Source organism: Microvirga sp. P5_D2 (assembly GCF_054049475.1).
Genome location: NZ_JBFUMH010000020.1, coordinates 21,568 through 38,686 on the forward strand (window position 1 = coordinate 21,568; position 17,119 = coordinate 38,686).

General features: G+C 60.9%; 17 protein-coding genes. 12 read left to right on the top strand and 5 right to left on the bottom strand.

The annotated features are described in order from the left end of the window. The first annotated feature begins 417 nt into the window (after window positions 1-417). The 8 genes from ACXJKO_RS08695 (at window position 418) to ACXJKO_RS08730 (ending at window position 6,522) form a co-directional block, all read left to right on the top strand. Window positions 418-1,170: a FadR/GntR family transcriptional regulator gene (locus ACXJKO_RS08695; protein WP_457090687.1), complete on the top strand. Its 753-nt coding sequence runs from the start codon at window positions 418-420 to the stop codon at window positions 1,168-1,170. Then, entirely contained in the window at window positions 1,167-2,099 is a 933-nt protein-coding gene (locus ACXJKO_RS08700) for an NAD(P)-dependent oxidoreductase (RefSeq protein WP_457090688.1), read from the top strand. The genes ACXJKO_RS08695 and ACXJKO_RS08700 overlap by 4 nt, the downstream gene beginning before the upstream one ends. A 16-nt stretch (window positions 2,100-2,115) precedes the next feature. Then, window positions 2,116-2,799: an amino acid ABC transporter permease gene (locus tag ACXJKO_RS08705; protein WP_457090689.1), complete on the top strand. Its 684-nt coding sequence runs from the start codon at window positions 2,116-2,118 to the stop codon at window positions 2,797-2,799. Between the two features lie 10 nt (window positions 2,800-2,809). Further along, complete coding sequence (locus ACXJKO_RS08710) at window positions 2,810-3,478, top strand: amino acid ABC transporter permease (RefSeq protein WP_457090690.1); 669 nt, start codon at window positions 2,810-2,812, stop codon at window positions 3,476-3,478. A gap of 1 nt (window position 3,479) precedes the next feature. Then, on the top strand, window positions 3,480-4,235 hold the full coding sequence (locus ACXJKO_RS08715) for an amino acid ABC transporter ATP-binding protein (RefSeq protein ID WP_457090691.1): 756 nt from the start codon (window positions 3,480-3,482) through the stop codon (window positions 4,233-4,235). 34 nt (window positions 4,236-4,269) lie between these two features. After that, the gene (locus tag ACXJKO_RS08720; RefSeq protein ID WP_457090716.1) at window positions 4,270-5,061 is read left to right on the top strand and encodes a transporter substrate-binding domain-containing protein; all 792 of its coding nucleotides are present in this window, start codon (window positions 4,270-4,272) and stop codon (window positions 5,059-5,061) included. Window positions 5,062-5,130: 69 nt separating this feature from the next. Beyond that, entirely contained in the window at window positions 5,131-5,577 is a 447-nt protein-coding gene (gene rpiB / locus ACXJKO_RS08725; protein WP_457090692.1) for a ribose 5-phosphate isomerase B, read from the top strand. Window positions 5,578-5,607: 30 nt separating this feature from the next. After that, entirely contained in the window at window positions 5,608-6,522 is a 915-nt protein-coding gene (locus ACXJKO_RS08730) for a ribokinase (protein WP_457090693.1), read from the top strand. Between the two features lie 24 nt (window positions 6,523-6,546). Here ACXJKO_RS08730 and denD read toward each other — a convergent pair whose 3' ends face one another. The 4 genes from denD to ACXJKO_RS08750 all read right to left on the bottom strand — a co-directional run bounded on the left by denD (window position 6,547) and on the right by ACXJKO_RS08750 (window position 10,500). Then, on the bottom strand, window positions 6,547-7,524 hold the full coding sequence (gene denD / locus ACXJKO_RS08735) for a D-erythronate dehydrogenase (protein ID WP_457090694.1): 978 nt from the start codon (window positions 7,522-7,524) through the stop codon (window positions 6,547-6,549). Between the two features lie 104 nt (window positions 7,525-7,628). Continuing rightward, window positions 7,629-8,639 carry a TRAP transporter substrate-binding protein gene (locus ACXJKO_RS08740; RefSeq protein WP_457090695.1) on the bottom strand — a complete coding sequence of 337 codons (1,011 nt, stop codon included), beginning with the start codon at window positions 8,637-8,639 and terminating at the stop codon, window positions 7,629-7,631. Window positions 8,640-8,677: 38 nt separating this feature from the next. Next, the gene (locus ACXJKO_RS08745) at window positions 8,678-9,961 is read right to left on the bottom strand and encodes a TRAP transporter large permease subunit (RefSeq protein ID WP_457090696.1); all 1,284 of its coding nucleotides are present in this window, start codon (window positions 9,959-9,961) and stop codon (window positions 8,678-8,680) included. Beyond that, window positions 9,958-10,500, bottom strand: a complete 543-nt coding sequence (locus ACXJKO_RS08750; RefSeq protein WP_457090697.1) for a TRAP transporter small permease — start codon at window positions 10,498-10,500, stop codon at window positions 9,958-9,960. Before ACXJKO_RS08750 ends, ACXJKO_RS08745 begins: the two co-directional genes overlap by 4 nt. 160 nt (window positions 10,501-10,660) lie before the next feature. On the opposite strand from ACXJKO_RS08750, the gene ACXJKO_RS08755 reads away from it, so the two are divergent. Continuing rightward, the gene (locus ACXJKO_RS08755; protein ID WP_457090698.1) at window positions 10,661-11,860 is read left to right on the top strand and encodes a mandelate racemase/muconate lactonizing enzyme family protein; all 1,200 of its coding nucleotides are present in this window, start codon (window positions 10,661-10,663) and stop codon (window positions 11,858-11,860) included. A gap of 57 nt (window positions 11,861-11,917) precedes the next feature. Continuing rightward, window positions 11,918-13,294 (top strand): FAD-binding oxidoreductase, encoded by a 1,377-nt coding sequence (locus ACXJKO_RS08760; protein ID WP_457090699.1) that lies wholly within the window; start codon window positions 11,918-11,920, stop codon window positions 13,292-13,294. Window positions 13,295-13,907: 613 nt separating this feature from the next. Here the strand turns inward: ACXJKO_RS08760 and ACXJKO_RS08765 are convergent. Further along, window positions 13,908-15,281, bottom strand: a complete 1,374-nt coding sequence (locus ACXJKO_RS08765; RefSeq protein ID WP_457090717.1) for an aminotransferase-like domain-containing protein — start codon at window positions 15,279-15,281, stop codon at window positions 13,908-13,910. A 208-nt stretch (window positions 15,282-15,489) separates the two neighbouring features. Here ACXJKO_RS08765 and ACXJKO_RS08770 point away from each other — a divergent pair, with 208 nt between their 5' ends. Together ACXJKO_RS08770 and tehA are read left to right on the top strand one after the other, a co-directional pair. Continuing rightward, the gene (locus tag ACXJKO_RS08770) at window positions 15,490-15,921 is read left to right on the top strand and encodes a DUF983 domain-containing protein (protein WP_457090700.1); all 432 of its coding nucleotides are present in this window, start codon (window positions 15,490-15,492) and stop codon (window positions 15,919-15,921) included. 113 nt (window positions 15,922-16,034) lie between these two features. After that, window positions 16,035-17,015, top strand: coding sequence for a dicarboxylate transporter/tellurite-resistance protein TehA (gene tehA / locus ACXJKO_RS08775; protein ID WP_457090701.1), 981 nt, complete (start codon window positions 16,035-16,037; stop codon window positions 17,013-17,015). Window positions 17,016-17,119 lie beyond the last annotated feature (104 nt).

Sequence of the window (17,119 nt, forward strand, 5' to 3'; positions counted from 1 at the left end):
CACGCCACAGCCCGTCCTCCGATGCGTTCCGAGGCGAGGTCAAGTCTGCGATGGCTCAGCTCCAGAACGTGAGAACAACCGAATGACGGAGACTTGCCGCCCTTCCGTCGATCATGTGTGGCAAGGTGCGGTGCTCGGCATCCGATCACCCCGGCAGTCTATCATGGATTAATGACGCTGGGACGTAACCAACCGCCGCTTGGGTATGGCGGACAGGCTGAGGATGCGAGCCGAGTTGTCGTGCAGAAGCAGCGCGCGAATGAGCTCCAGCGCCTCCGCACTGTGCTCGACATCTCCCAGAAGCGTCTCAAGCCCTGCGGCTTCAAAGAGTCCTCACTGCCACCAAGTTTGATGGAGACGTGCTTCCGCTTGACTGGATAACCGTGGTATGTATTTTGGTCTGACCAAGGTAAAACGATGACCGCTGATCTTGAAATCACGCGGCTTAGGGAGAATGGCGGCAAAGGGTTCGAGAAGGTTTTTGCCTTCTTGCGCGAGCGCTTGCTCGCAGGCTCATTGCGTCCGGGCGACCGGCTTATCCCTGAACGCGATCTCGCTACGCAGCTCGGCGTGAGCCGGCCGATTCTGCGTGAGGCATTACGTGCTCTGACAGTTCTCGGGGTCGTAGAGATACGTGACCGGGTCGGCACGATCGTGCGCCGTCCTGATCTCTCGGTGCTCAATGATTTTTTCACATTTGCCTTCGCGCAACAGTCCGAGATCATCGACGACGTGATGCAGGCACGCATCGCCATCGAGTGCCAAGCCGTCCGACTTGCCGCGGAGCGGGCGACCGTCTCCGATTTTGAGAAACTTCAGCTCGCGCTTACGCGGATTGCCGAAACAATCGACGATGCCGAAGCCGGCAGTGCTGCAGACTTCGAATTCCACCGAGCCGTCGTCACGGCGGGAAAATCCGAGACGCTCATCGTCCTTCACGACTCCATGTCGGGGATCTTGATGCAATCCCATCGGGGACGGCGAGAACTCCTTCAAGTCTTTGATACGATGAAGACATACCTGATCGAGGACCATCGGCGCATCTTCGACGCCGTCGTAGGTCGCGATCCGGATCACGCGGAAAAGGTCATGCGCGATCATTTCGCAATCGGCGACGATTTCCGTCGTCGTGCAGCAATCGGTGAACCCGGATCCCGGAGCGCCCTATGACAACCCCGCAAGAAAGAGACGGCATGATGGAGCGAAGCAGCCATATGGGAACAGTCGGTTTTGCAGGCTTGGGAACGATGGGGCGTGAAATGGCCATCAACCTGCTTAAGGCAGGTTATGCTGTCCGTGCCTACGACGTCCGTAAGGAAGCTGTAGCGGATCTCCTCTCCCATGGTGCTACAGGAGCCGAAAGCCCGGCGGACGCCGCGCTAAACGCGGACATCGTCATTTCCATGCTCCCTGACACGCCGCAGGTCGAAGAGATCGTCTATGGCGAAGGCGGGCTTCTGAGCTCGCCTCCGCGGGGCCGGCTCGTCGTCGACATGAGCACGATCTCGCCCGTCGCCGTCCGGCGCATGCATGCAGATCTTGCAGAAGCAGGCGTGGCGTTCCTCGACGCGCCAGTGTCCGGTGGCCCTGTCGGCGCCAAGAATGCGTCGCTGTCGATCATGGTCGGCGGTGACAAAGATGCCTTCCTGCGCGCCGAACCGTATTTCCGCGCCATGGGCACGACGATCACGCATGTGGGCGAGACCGGGGCCGGGCAGACGGTCAAGCTCTGCAACCAACTCGTCTGCGCCATCAACCTGCAGGCCATCTGCGAAGCGCTTGCACTTGGCCGCGCCTCCGGCGTGGATCTCGATCAACTCCGCAACGTGCTCATGGGCGGTTCGGCCGCATCCTGGATGCTCGACAAGCTGGGTCAGGCGATGATCGTCGGCGATGCTTCCGCCGGCTTCCGCATCGACCTGATGCTCAAGGATCTGCGGCTCGTGCAGGAGCAGGCGCTCTCGCTTTCCGTCCCTCTGCCGGGAACGGCGCTCGTCACCAGCCAGTATGTCGAGGCGCGCGCGCATGGCGAGGGCACGAACGGCAATCAGGCTCTTTTCCGGGTCTATGACCGGATGACCAATCAAACGGCTGCTTAACGAGGAACGGATAGGGATGAACCTCAATCTGGACTTCGTCAGCATACTGGAGCGATGGCCGACCTTCCTTGATGGGGCGGTGCTCACCCTTCAACTTGCCTTTATCGCGACCGTGCTGGGCACGGTCATCGGTGTTCTTGGCGCCATTGGAAGACGCAGCCCCAACCCAATGATTTCGCGGATCTGCGGCATCTATGTCGAGGCGATCCGCAACACACCGCTGCTGGTCCAGATCTTCCTCGTCTATTTCGGCCTTGCCAGCCTGGGGCTGAAATTCTCCGCGTTCGTCGTCGCGGCCGCGGCTCTCACGATCAATGTCGGCGCATACACGACAGAGATCATTCGCGCAGGCTTCGACTCGATTCCGCGCGGGCAGATCGAGGCGGCTGAGGGTTTGGCGCTGTCCCGCGCTCAAATCTATTGGCACGTGGTCATGTGGCCGGCGATCGAGAAGGTCTACCCGGCATTGACCAGCCAGTTCGTGCTGCTGATGCTCGCCTCGTCGGTGACATCCCAGATCTCGGCGGAGGAGCTGACGGCGGTTGCGAACTACGTGCAATCAGACACATACCGCGCCTTCGAGACCTACATCCTGGTCGCCATCGTCTACATCGTCCTGTCGCTGATCATGCGCGCCGGCTTCTGGCTCCTCGGTCTCGTCATCTTCCCGCGTCGCCGACGCCTCGGCACCCCTTTGTGAGGAGTAAAAGATGGGCGGTTCCCTGAATGCCAATCACCTCATGTTCCTGGGCTATGGAGCGCTTTGGACCATCGGTCTATCGCTTATAGGCCTCCTCGGCGGCGGTATCGCGGGCTTCGTCATCGCCCTCTGCCGCATCTCGCCGAACCGAGTCGTGCGGCTTCTCAGCGCCGGCTATGTCCAGCTCATCCAGGGCACGCCGCTTCTGGTCATCATGTTCCTGACCTATTTCGGACTGCCGACGCTCGGCCTGACCGTTTCCCCCCTGACCGCAGCGGGCGCTTCGCTCACGATCTATGTCGGCGCTTATCTCGGCGAGATCTGGCGTGGCAGCATCGAGTCCGTTCCGAAGCAGCAATGGGAAGCAGCGGAAGGGCTTGCTCTCAGCCGCTCTCAGCGAATGATGAAGGTTATCCTGCCGCAGGCGACCCGTATCGCAACGCCTCCGACGGTAGGTTTCATCGTGCAGATCATCAAGAACACCTCGTTGGCGTCGGTGGTCGGCTTCGTGGAGCTCGCGCGATCGGGCCAGATCATCAACAACTCCCTGTTCGAGCCCTTCCTGATCTACAGCATCATCGCCGTGATCTATTTCGCTCTCTGCTATCCGATCTCGCGCATCAGCCGCCGCCTGGAAATGCGCAGCGGCCCTGCCCGCCTCTCACTCGGGACTGCCTGACATGAACAAGACTTCGAACGCAGCAACCCGCTCGCCGGTCGTTTCCCTCAGGAACGTGTACAAGAGCTTCGGAACGCTCAAAGTGCTCGACGGCGTCAGTTTCGAGGTCGATCGGGGTGAGGTTCTCGCCCTCATCGGCCGCAGCGGCTCGGGCAAGAGCACCGCGCTGCGTTGCATCGACCGTTTCGAGACGATCGACAGCGGCGAGATCGTCGTGTGCAATCATCGGGTCAGCGATCCGAAGCTCGATCTGAGAGCTCTGCGTCAGGACGTCGGCATCGTCTTTCAAAGCTACAACCTGTTTCCTCATCTGACCATTGAGGAGAACATCATTCTCGCTCCCTGTTCCGTGAAGGGACTTTCGAAAGCCCAGGCGAAGGAAGAGGCGCGGCGGGTTCTTGCCCAGGTCGGCCTGGAAGACAAACTCCATCAATATCCTGAACAGCTCTCCGGCGGCCAGCAGCAGCGCGCGGCGATTGCCCGCTCGCTCGCCATGCAGCCGAAAGTGATGCTGTTCGATGAAGTGACCTCCGCCCTCGATCCGGAACTGACCGGTGAGGTTCTGAAGGTCATCGAGGCGCTCGCTGCGGACGGCATGACCATGGTGATGGTCACGCACGAGATGGGATTTGCCAGAGGAATCGCCAACCGGGTGGTGTTTATGCATCGCGGTAAAGTCCACGAGACCGGACCTGCCAAGATCCTGACCTCGCCTGCAACTCCGGAGCTGGCCCAGTTCGTTGGTACAGGGCTCTAAACCACAACTAAGACCTAGGGAGACAACAACAATGATGAAGCGCCCTCTTTCTGCTGCCGCATTCGCAATGACCTGCATGGTGGCACTCGGCACCACTGCAGCCCATGCCGACCTTCTCGACGACGTCATGAAAGCGAAGAAGATCCGCATCGCTACCGACATGGCGATTCCGCCGTCCGGCATGATGGATTCGAACCTCAAGCCGACGGGATCGGACGTGGAGACCGCTCAGCTTCTGGCGAAGGACCTGGGGCTCGAGCTCGAATTCGTGCAGACCACAGGTGCGACCCGCATTCCGAACATCCAGACCAACAAGGCGGACATCATCATCTCGACGCTGTCGGTCACGCCGGAGCGCGCCAAGGTGATCGACTTCACCAAGGCTTACGCAGCCTTGCAGTCCGTCGTCGGGTGCCTGAAGACCACTGAAGTGAAGGGCTGGGAGGACCTGAAGGGCAAGACCATTGCCGTCTCCCGCGGCACGACGCAGGACACCGAACTGTCGAACATGAAGGATCGGAACCTCACTCTCGCCCGCTTCGATGACGACGCCACGATGGTGACGGCCGCGGTCTCTGGACAGGCGGACTGCGTTGCGACTTCGGCAACGATTGCGAACCAGATCGGCGTGAAGAACCCGGCCCGCACATTCGAGCCGAAGGTTCTCATTCGCACCTTCGATCTTGCCATCGGTGTCCGCAAGGGCGAGCCGCGCCTGGTCGAGAAGCTGAATGAATGGATTTCGACCAACTTGAAGAACGGCAAGCTGAACGAAATCTACAAGAAGTTCCATGGCAGCGAGCTCCCGCAGGAAATGCGAAGCTGAGCCTGGAAGAATTCGAGTGGTGCCTCCGGCACCACTCGGCCTGCAATCCCAAAGAAAAAGGTTTTTCCAATGCGCGTCGTAATCGGATCGGATCACGCCGGATGGCCCCTCAAGAATGCGGTGGCCGAACACGTACGTTCACTCGGACATGAGGTCGTGGATGTCGGATCCTTCGACGACAAGCCCGTCGATTTCCCGGACATCGCCCGCGCCCTGACCCAGAAGGTCAAGTCCGGCGAGGCGGAGCGCGGCATCATGGTCTGCGGCACTGGCGTCGGCGCGTCGATCGCCGCCAACAAGGTCAAGGGCATTCGTGCCGCCGTCTGTCATGACATCCACTCGGCGCACCAATCGGTCGAGCATGACGACGTCAATGTGATGTGCATCGGCGCCAAGATCGTCGGCTCCTGGCTCGCGCAAGATCTTGTCTCGTCCTACCTGTCGGCTGAATTCTCCACCGATGAGGACTGCCGCCGGCGCGTGGAAATGCTTCACGCCATGGATGCCGAAGGCTGAACTCGACCTGGAAAAGGGAGCGCGCGTGACATGATCCTCGTTTTTGGCTCGATCAACATCGATCTTGTCGCCCGTGTGACCTCGATTCCGCGTCCGGGTGAGACCGTCCTCTCGCCGGGTTACGAGACTTTGTTCGGCGGGAAAGGCGCGAACCAGGCGATTGCCGCAGCACGAACATCGCTGCCGCATCGGGTGGCGATCGCATCCTGCGTCGGAGACGATGCCTTTGGCCGATCTGCGCGCGACAATCTCATTCGCAACGGCGTCATGGCCGATCTCGTCGCCAACAGCACCGAACCGACCGGATGCGCTTTCATCACCGTCGATGAGCGCGGAGAGAATGCGATCACCGTCGCCAGCGGGGCAAACGGCTCGCTGACGGAGGATCCGGCTCTCGGTTTCAAGGTGGACGCCTCAACGGTTGCGGTCTTCCAAATGGAAATTCCCTTCCATGCGTCCCTCCGTGTCGCACACCGCGTGCGGGCGGCGGGCGGTCGCGTTATTTGGAACCTTGCACCGGCTCCGCCGGAGTTTCCGGCAACAGATCTCTCAGATCTCATCGCCGAAACCGACATCTTCGTCGTCAACGAGCACGAAGCCGTTGCCGCAGCGGGAATCCTCGGCCGCGAGACCGACGACTTCAAGGCCGCGGGAGCTTATCTATCGGACCGCGGATGCATTTGCGTCGTCACGGCAGGCGCGCAAGGAGCTTTTGCGTTTCACCCCGACGGACGCAGCGAGAAGGTCGAAGCGAAGCCGATCCGCCCTGTCGACACGACCGGAGCTGGCGACACCTTCGTCGGCATCCTGGCCAACGGACTCGATGAGGCCCTGCCCTTCACGAAGGCTCTCGAACGGGCCTGCCGCGGGGCATCGCTGGCCTGCATGGCCCATGGCGCTCAGGCCGGCATGCCCACCCGCGAGCAAATGGCCCAAGCAAGCTAAAGCATCGAATCGAACTAGGGTTGCCTATGCGACCTTGCCGCCGAGTTCGTCCTCGATATGCTGGCGGATGATTTCGTCGAAGCTCTTTTCCGCCCGGAAGCCAAGGCTCTCAGCTCGGCTGGCATCGAAGCGGCGTGCCCATCCCGACACCATACGCATGATATCCGGATCGGGCTCGCGGCGGATTCTTGAGACCACCTGCTCTCCTGCAATGCGCCTGAGGGCGTCGATCTGCTCCGCCACAGTCACCGATACGCTCGGCATCGTCAGATTGCGCCTGGGACCGATCTTCGCCGTATCGATGGTCGCCGCATGCATGAGAAAGCCGACGGCGGAGCGCGGTGAAGCATGGGCGTGGCGCACATCCTCCGGCACTGGCAGCACGGCCTCTTTCCCGCTCAGCGGCTCGCGGATGATGCTGGAGAAAAAGCCTGAGGCTGCCTTGTTGGGCTTGCCAGGCCGCACACAGATCGTAGGCAGGCGAATGCCGATCCCATCGAAAAAGCCGCGCCTCGTGTAGTCGGCCAGCAGCAGTTCCCCGATCGCCTTCTGTGTACCGTAGCTCGTGAGCGGCGTGAGGAAGAATTCATCGCCGATGGCATCCGGGAACGGCGCGCCGAAGACGGCGATGGACGAGGCAAACACCACGCGTGGACGATAGCCGTCGCCCACATGCCGGATGGCGTCGAAGAGGAACCGGGTTCCGTCGAGATTGATGCGGTAACCTTTCTCCAGATCGGCTTCGGCCTCGCCGGACACGATGGCCGCAAGATGAAAGATCATGTCGGGGCGGCTCGCCACGAGCTTCTCCGCCTCACCGGCTCGAGAAAAATCGGAGGTGAGCGCTGCGATTTCGAAAGAAGCCTGCGGCACCTCGGGCTCGACGACATCATGCAGGATCAGGCGGGTGATCCCCTGCCCGTTCAGCTGCCGCTCTTGGACAAGCCGTTCGGTGAGCTTGCGGCCGACCATTCCGGCCGCTCCGAGAATGAGAATCTGCATCGGTTGAAAATCTTTGCTCGAAAATGCCGCCGCTTCAGGAGCGGCTTACGCCGCCCGGATTGTCGTCATTCCGGGCGGCGCAGTGGGGATCAGGACAGGATGCGTTACTTCTTGCGCATCTTGTCGAGTTCGGCCTGCATCATCTTCACCGTATCGGGCCCGATGGTAGCCGCGTGCTTTTCCCAGACCGGCTTGGCCTGCTCGCGCATGCGGTTCGCTTCCTGCTCGTTCAGTTCGTTGACCACGACGCCCGAGCCTTTGATCTTCGCCAGGGAAGCCTGGCCCAGCTCGCGGGAAGCCTTGCGCTGCTCGTCACGGGCGGAGGCGGCGCAGTCGCGCAGGGCCGTCTGCTCATCCTTCGACAGACCGTCCCAGAGCTTTTTGGAGTAGAGAACCAGGAACGGCGTATAGGCGTGGCGGGTGATCGACAGGTACTTCTGCACCTCGTAGAACTTCGACGTATCGATGGTCACGAAGGGGTTTTCCTGGCCGTCGATAGCCTTGGTTTCGAGCGCCGTGAACACCTCGCCGAAGGCCATCGGCACTGCGTTGGCGCCCATGTTCTTGAACGTGTCGAGGAACACGTTGTTCTGCATGACGCGTACCTTCAGGCCCTTGAAGTCCTCCCACTTGTCCACCGGACGGCGGGAGTTCGTGAGATTGCGGAAGCCGTTCTCCCAATAGGCCAAATTGACGAGGCCGACCGTTTCGAGCTTCGTATCGATATGCTTTCCGAAGTCGCCGTCGAGGATGGTGTCGGCCTCCTTCTCGTTGGCGAAAAGAAACGGCAGGTCGAAGACGCCGAGTTCCGGCAGAATACCGATGAGCGGCGAACTCGACGTAACGACCATCTCCTGCGTGCCCGAGCGCAGAGCCTGGGTTGCCTGAAGGTCGCCGCCAAGGGCGTTGCCCCAGAAGCCCTGGACCTTGATCTTGCCGCCCGATTTCTCGGTGAGGCAGGCCTTAAACTTCTCGACGCCCTTCCCGTTCGGGTGATCCTCGTTGACGCCGTTGGACAGGCGGATATTGCGTTCCGTGAACTGCGCGGCCGCCGGCAAGGCCGACAGAAGCGTGACGGCGACGCCTGCTGCGAGTGCAAATTTCAAAGACTTCATGGTTGTTTCCTCTCTTTTGGTTTTTTCTTTCCATCTGCTCACCGTCCCCTGAGCCATGACAGAGGCACCATCACGAGGTCGGGGAAGACGATAAGCAGAACGAGCACGATAAGCTGCGCGATCAGGAAGGGATTGACGCCCTTGATCACGGCTCCCATCGGTACGCGGGCGACGCCGCTCACCACGTTGAGCACAATGCCCACCGGTGGCGTGATCAGGCCGATTGCGTTGTTGATGATGAACAGAACACCGAAATAAACTGGATCGATGCCCGCCTGTTTCACGATGGGCATGAGGACTGGCGTCAGGATCAGCACCGTCGGCGAGAAATCCAGCGCCGTGCCGACGATCACCACCAGGAACATCAGGGCGAACATGAGCAAGATCCTGTTGCCCATAAGCGGCTCGATGAAGCTGCTGATCTCCGCAGGAATGTTCGCCTGGGTGATGAGCCATGCGGAGACCAGCGCCGCGGCCACGAGGAACATCACGACAGCGGTCGTCTTCGCGGCCGTCAGAAAGACGCCGTAGAGCATGGACACCTTCAGCTCGCGATAAACGAACATGCCGATGAGGAGCGCATAGACCGCCGCGAGCACCGCCGCTTCCGTAGGCGTGACGATGCCCCACTTGATGCCGCCCAAGATCATTACCGGCATCAGAAGAGCGAAGAAGCCGTCGACGAAGGCTTTCCCACGTTCCCGCATGGTCGTGCGAGGCGTGGTCTTCAGCTTGTCCCTTCGGCTGACGATCCACCACGCGACGACGAGCGCGAGACCCATCATGATTCCTGGAGCGACGCCCGCTAGGAACAGCTGGGAAATCGACACATTGGCCGCAACGCCGAAGATGATGAAACCGATGGAAGGCGGAATGACCGGGGCGATGATGCCGCCAGCTGCGATCAGGCCAGCCGAACGCGGGATGTTGTAGCCGGCATCGCGCATCATCGGAATGAGGATCGCCGCGAGCGCCGCCGTATCCGCCGCGGCGGAGCCTGACAGGGCGGCAAGGATCAAAGCTGCGACGATGGTCACATAACCCAGCCCGCCATGGATGTGCCCCAGGCAGGCAAGAGCGAAAGCGACGATGCGCTTCGACAACCCGCCGACATTCATCAGCTCGCCGGCCAGCAGGAAAAACGGCACTGCCAGGAGCTGGAAGTTGTCCGCGCCGATGATCATGTTTTGCGCCACGATCTGGCTGTCGAAGTTGCCGAGCCAGAGCATGAGCGCGAGCGCGCAGACGATGAGCGCAAAGGCAATTGGCATGCCCAGCGCCATGGCTCCCAGAAGGGAAGAGAGAAAAACGACGATTGTCACTCGAGTCTCTCCCTCAAGGCGTGGGCTTCATCGTCGCTGTAGTCGCCGGCGAAGGCCCGAACTTCATGCTCGCTGATGCGCCCTGTCAGCACCCTTAAGATCCTGTAGGCGGCCATCAGGCCCAAGCCGATGCTCGTGAAATAGCCGACGCCGTAGACCCAGAGCATCGAGATCTCGGTGATGGGGGCGTAGTTTGAGGCGTTGACCTCGGCCTGCAGCCACGTTCCCCAGAAGAAAACGGCGCAGCAGATGATGATGAAAATATCCGACAGGATCATGCAGACCTTGCGGCCATTGTCACCAAATCTGGAAACAAGGGATTCGACACCCAGATGGGCGTTCTCGCGCCCCACTACGACGGCGCCGATGAAGGTCAGCCAGACGAAGAAGATGCGGGATAGCTCCTCGGATATATCGATACCGGTGTCGAAGAGGTAGCGCAGCACGACATTGCCGAAGACCATGACAACCATACCGGCCAGCAGAAGGACCATCAGGCCTTCCAGCCCCCTGAAGAAGACGGCATTGATCTTGCTCACAGCTCCTCCCGCCTTAGCTTCTTGGTTTTGTATTATTCTGTTCGACCGGAAGGATTATTCAAGTCGAATGGGAACGAAGCTGGATCAGCTTATGGTATGATCCTCTCTAACATCACAACGTTGCAATTTACTGGCAAATACATGCATTCGAGGGCGTCCAATGAAGATCACCCGCATCGAAACGATCCGCCTTCAGGAATTCGCGAACATCATCTGGGTGAGGCTTCATACGGATGAAGGGATCATCGGGCTCGGTGAGACCTTCATGGGAGCGGCAGCTGTCGAGGCCTATATCCACGAAACGGTGGCGCCGAAGTTGATAGGACGCGATCCGCTCCAGATCGAAGGGATCAACCGCGATCTGCAGAACTATCTCGGCTGGCGCTCGGCGGGCGTGGAAACCCGCGGCAACTCTGCCGTCGATATCGCCCTGTGGGACATCTTCGGCAAGGCGCACGGCAAGCCCATCTGCGACATGCTGGGCGGACGCTCCCGCGACAGCATCCGGGTCTACAACACCTGCGCCGGGTACCGCTATATCCGCGACAGCCGTGCGCAGAAGGTAGCGAATTGGGGCGTCGGGGAAGTCGAGGGCGATTACGAGGACCTCGACGCTTTTCTGAACCACGCCGACGATCTGGCCCACTCACTCCTCGAGCAAGGCATCACCGGCATGAAGATCTGGCCCTTCGATGTCGCCGCCGAGCGCAGCAACGGCTACGACATTTCAGCGGACGAATTGCGCACCGCGCTCGAACCCTTCGCCAAGATCCGCAAGGCCGTCGGCGACAAGATGGATATCATGGTGGAGTTCCATTCCCTGTGGAGCCTGCCGATGGCCAAGAAGCTCGCCGGAGCCTTGGAGCAATTCGACACCTATTGGCACGAGGATCCCTTCCGCCTCGACAACATCGGCGACCTGAAGGAATACGCACAGCACTCGAAGGCGTGGGTCTGCGCCTCTGAGACCCTGTCCTATACACATGCCTTCCGGGAATATCTCGAAACCGGCGTCGCGGGCGTTGCCATGCTCGATCTGTCCTGGTGCGGAGGCTTGACGGAAGCGCGCAAGATCGCGGCTCTTGCCGAAGCATGGCACGTGCCCGTCGCTCCGCATGACTGCACCGGTCCCGTGGTTTATGCGGCCTCCTGCCATTTCTCGCTGCATGTCCGCAACGCGCTGATCCAGGAAAGCGTGCGCGCCTTTTATACGGGCTGGTACAAGGAGCTGGTGACGGAACTGCCGATTGTCGCGAAAGGAGAAGTCACGGTAAACATGAAGCCGGGCCTGGGGCTGGAACTCCTGCCCGATCTCTGGAAGCGCCCGGATGTCATCGTCCGTACCACCGATGTCACCTGATAGTGTTGATCTCGTTTTATGTCCACGCCATTTTCAGTTTCACAGAACGTGACTTCCATGAGCAATGTCATTGACGCCCTTGTTGCAGCCCTCGGACCTCTGGTTCGCGTCGGGTCCGACATCCCTCCCCGCAACCACGCCGATGCAAGCGGCCTGCAGCCGACCGCTCCTCAGGCCTTGATCCTTCCGCAAACGACGGAGGATGTCGCGACGGCGCTGCGCATCTGCCATGAGCATCGCCAGCCGGTCGTGACCCAGGGCGGATTGACGGGGCTTGCCGGCGGCGCGCATCCGCAAGCCGGTGAAATTGCCCTGTCCCTCGAACGCATGAACGGCATCGAGGAAATCGATGCGGCCAGCGCCACGCTCACGGCACTTGCGGGCACGCCACTCGCCGTGGTGCAGCAGGCTGCCGAGGATGAAGGCTTTCTCTGTGGGATCGATCTTGGCGCCCGCGGCACCTGCACGATCGGCGGCAACATCGCCACCAATGCCGGCGGCAACCAGGTGCTGCGCTACGGCATGGCTCGGCGCAACACATTGGGCCTGGAAGCTGTGCTTGCGGATGGCACGGTCATCCGCTCGCTCAACAAAATGCTCAAGAACAACGCTGGATATGATTGGACGCAGCTCTTCATCGGCAGCGAGGGAACCCTTGGCGTCATCACGCGGGTCGTAATCGGCCTCCATCCGAAACCGCAGGCGGTGCAGACAGCTCTGTGCGCCGTGAGCAGCTTCGAGCAGGCGCTTGCGGTGTTGCGTGGTTTCCAGAGGGCACATCCCGGCCGCTTGCTTGTCTTTGAGGCCATGTGGCGAGAGTTCATGACGGTCGCAACACGGATCTGCGGCCTTTCGCCTGCCTTCGAGGAAGAGCATGACCTGACGCTCCTGATTGAAGCGGACATGGGCGAAGAGCCTGCAGGAAGCGAAGCCTTCTCCGCACTCCTCAGCGATTTCTACGAAGAAGGCCTCATCAAGGATGCAGTGGTTGCTCAGTCGCAGGCCGACCGAAACCGCTTCTGGGCCTATCGGGAAACACCTTACGAGTATGGCCGCTTCCTGCCGGAAGAAATCCGTTTCGACGTCAGCGTTCCCCTCGACCGCATGACCGAGGCCGTGGAGCATCTGCGCCAGGAACTGCCCAAGCAATATCCCGATGCGGTCTGGGTGATTTTCGGCCATGTGGCCGACAGCAACATCCACATCAACGTGGCCATCAAGGACATGACGAGCGACACCAAAAAGGGCGTTCAAAATCTTGTCTACGAGATGGTATCCAGACTCGGCGGATCGGTTTCCGCCGAGCATGGGATCGGACGCATCAAGCGACCCTACCTCAATTTAAGCCGCAATGAACCGGAACTCGCATTGATGCTCAAGATGAAGCAAACCTTGGATCCGGAGGGCATCCTGAACCCAGGACGTGTGCTTTGAGCATTGCAAGATTCTAGGCAGATAGCGATTAAGCCACTCGAGAGCAGAGAACACCCATATCTGTGACCGGAAGATGCGCTCCGATCCTTTGCTCCTCGACCAGCCTGTCTACCATTCGCGCAATCTCGATCGTGACTGCCATTAAAGCCCTCCATACTGGACGCGCGCACGGATTGGCGAGTGTGCGATGTCGCACTCAAGCCGTTGAACGAAGAACCTTGACCGTCTGCCTTTGGTGCGCAAAGCTGCATGAGTTCCTACTGGGGCCCGTGTCTAGAATCCCGTCAACGAGCATGTCCGAGCAACGATGCTTAAGGATATTCCGTGGGACGATTAGGACCTTGGTACCGACAAGAGCACACAATGACTCTGCATCAGCACATACAGAAGCACTGGAAAACTGCAGCTATCCTCATTGTGGCTGGTATCCTCGCTTACAGCATCTCTTACTTCTGGTGATGTGGCATCTCCGTCTCGATCAATAGGCTGAAGATACGGGGCCTGACCTGATGTGGCTGAGTCCCTCGGAAAAACGGAAGCGAGCTCGTTTTCGCCTCACCCCATTTCCGCTCATCCTGACCCAAGATGCGACGGTGCCCGCACTTCATGGACGTCACACGATTGAGGACAGGGCACTTGGGCCGTGCGACAGGACCGTCGCCAGCAGGCTGAGTCCCCGTTCCAGCACTGGCTGGTTCTGCGCCGCGCCAAGGGAGACGCGAATGGCATCCGGTGCAGGCCCGACTGCGAAGGCCTCACTCGGCACCAAGGCAAGACCCGACTGCCGCGCATAAAGATTGAGGTCGGCCCGACGCCAGCGCTCCGGCAGGGTCAGCCATAGATGATGTCCTTCCGGGTGCGCCTGGAACTCGTGCGCTTGCAGTGCCCGACGTGCGATGGATTGCCGGGCGGCGCTCTCCTCGCGGATCGCCGACGTGATGGCGTCCAGTGTGGAATCCAGAATCCATTTCGAGGCCAGCGCCGCCATGAGGGGCGGCATCATCAGGGACATGGCACGGATCTCCGCCGCAAGGCKCAGGGTGTCCGCTAGCGTCGGCGTAACGACGTAGGCCGTGCGCAGGGCGGGCGTCACGCACTTGGACAGGGTGGCGATGTGCCAGGTGAGATCGGGCGCGATCGCCGTGATCGGTGCCGGAGCCTGTCGGGGCAGCGCCCCGTAAGCGTCATCCTCGATGATCGCGATGCCGTAGCGGCGCGCCACCTCGGCGAGAACTTCGCGTCGCTTGTCGGACATGGTCGCGGTCGTCGGATTGTGAATGGTCGGAACGCAGTAGACCGCCTTTGGCTTCTCGCGCCCACACGCCTCCTCGAGCGCGGCCGGGTCAATCCCTTCGCCATCCAGAGCCACCGGAACCAGCCGCACCCTGAGCTGCTCGGCAATCGCCCTTAGGCCCGGGTAAGTGAGATCAGGCACGCAGATGGCATCACCCGGCCCTGCCAGCACCCGCACGACGGCATAGAGCGCCGTCTGGGCCCCACCGGTCACCACAACGCGGTCGACCGGAACCGGCCCCAAGCGCGCGCCGAGCCACTGGGCGGCCGCAATGCGGTCCGGCCTCGCGCCGACGCTCTCCTGGTAATGCAGATGCATGAGCCCGTGCGGTGACGAGAGAACACCTGCGATCCCCTCCTGAATACGCTCACGCAGCTTAGCCGCCGGCGGCTGCGGGGGCATGTTCATGCTCAGGTCGATTACCGGCAAGCCGGCAGACATGGGATTGCCGTGCACCGGCACCTGTCCGCGCACATAGCTGCCCCGCCCCGTATTCGCCTCGATCAGTCCCATCCGGCGCGCCTCGTTGAAGGCACGGGTGACGGTCGTGAGGTCGATCCCCAGCTCCTTGGCGAGCTGCCGCTGCGGCGGCAGGCGATGCCCCGGCTTGAGCCGGCCGGACTGCACGTCGGCGAGCAAAGCCTCGGCGATGGCCAGGTACTTGGGCCCGCCCCCGTTCTTGAACTGCGGCATCCAGGACAACACGTTTCCTTGACCTCTTTGTCTGGCGAATGTATGGTTCAACCGCTACCTACATGAGATGGAGCAACGTCTCTGCATAAGCAGATATGCTAGACATTTTACTCTACTGATTAGTAAAGGCTATTATAATTTGTATGGATCGTCAATCCATACATGGACAATGCCCGGGCGTCCGGGTGGCAGACCAGAAGGATCCGACATGACCATGAATCCCTCGGCGAAGGAGGCCATCCTCAAGCATGGCCTGACGTGCCGGTGCCCCCGTTGCGGCAAGGGCCGTCTGTTCAACGGCTTCCTGACCCTTGCGCCTCGCTGCGAGGCATGCGGCCTCGACTTCTCATTCGCCGATCCGGCGGACGGTCCGGCCTTCTTCATCATGATCATCATGGGCATTCCGGCAGCGGCGTTCGGCTTGTGGGTCGAGACAACCTGGGAGCCATCTTTCTGGGTGCACATGCTCACGTCCTTGCCGTTCTTGCTCCTGATCTGCATCCCGCCGATCCGCCCCACCAAGGGCATGTTGGTCGCAAGCCAATACTTTCATAAGGCAGAGGAAGGCCGCTTCGCCGTCCCGCAACAGGCGGCAAGGAACAGACCGCCCTCCTCCGATACGATGAATTCCCGCGGCTAAACCGTCAGTCCCTGCACTGATTTTTCATATGAGATGTCCTCGACAGACGTCGACACGACAGGCGCCATCAATCATGTCATTAGAGATTTGTCTGATCTGACGCCATGCAGGACATGACACAAAGCAACCGCGCGCGCTCAACGCGTCTCCTGTCACTACCCATTGTCCCAGCGACCTTCTTTGGAATGGTCCTCGGCCTGGGCGGGCTCGGTAACGGATGGCGCGCCGCAGCCCGGGTGTGGAGCGCTCCCACATTCATCGGCGAGGCCTTGTCTCTAGCCGCCGCCCTCGTCTGGCTGGTCTGGCTGGTAATGTACGTCCTGAAATGGGCGACCTCGCGCGAGGAGGCTCTCGCCGAACTCAGGCATCCGATCCAGGCTTTCTTCATCGCGCTGGTGCCCGTGGCGACTCTCATAGCCAGCATCGCGGTCGCCCCATACCTGCCTGCAACCGCCTGGACGATGTTCGTGTTCGGCGTCGCAAGCCAAGTCGTGTTCAGCGCCTGGGTCGTCGGTGAGTTGTGGCAGGGCGGACGCCACACGGACGCGACCACCCCGACCCTGTATATGCCCACAGTCGGCGGATGCTTCGTCAGTGCGATCGCGTGCGGCTCCTTCGGCTACCCGGAAGCCGGATTGCTCTTCTTCGGCGCAGGCTTCCTGTCGATGGTCGTGCTGGAATCGATCGTGCTCCACCGCCTGATGACGCATACGCTGCCCGTAGCCCTGCGCGCCACAATGGGCCTGCACCTTGCGACCCCTGCCGTCGGATCGGTTGCGTACCTCGCGGTGACCGACGGGCGTCCGGACCGCTTCGTCCAAATGCTGTTCGGGTATGCGCTGCTCCAGGCCCTCGTCATGCTGCGCCTCGTGCCCTGGCTCCGGCAGCAGCCGTTCTCGCCCGCGGCGTGGGCCTACACCTTCGGCGTCTCCGCCCTGCCGCTCGCAGCCCTGCGCTTTGTCGAGCGAGGACAGACCGGACCGATTTCCATCCTGGCCATTCCGCTCTTCATCGGTGCAAACTTAGTGATCGGCTGGATCGCGCTGCGGACGCTGCGGCTCGCACTCGCGGGAAAGCTTCTGCCCCCATCCTAGAGCAAACGCCGGTCCTATCCTCGGATGGTCTCAGCGTGCGTCCATCATCCGGCGGTGTCCTGGCTTTTCCTCCTCGAGAAATCTGTAACGCGGCATCGCCTGCC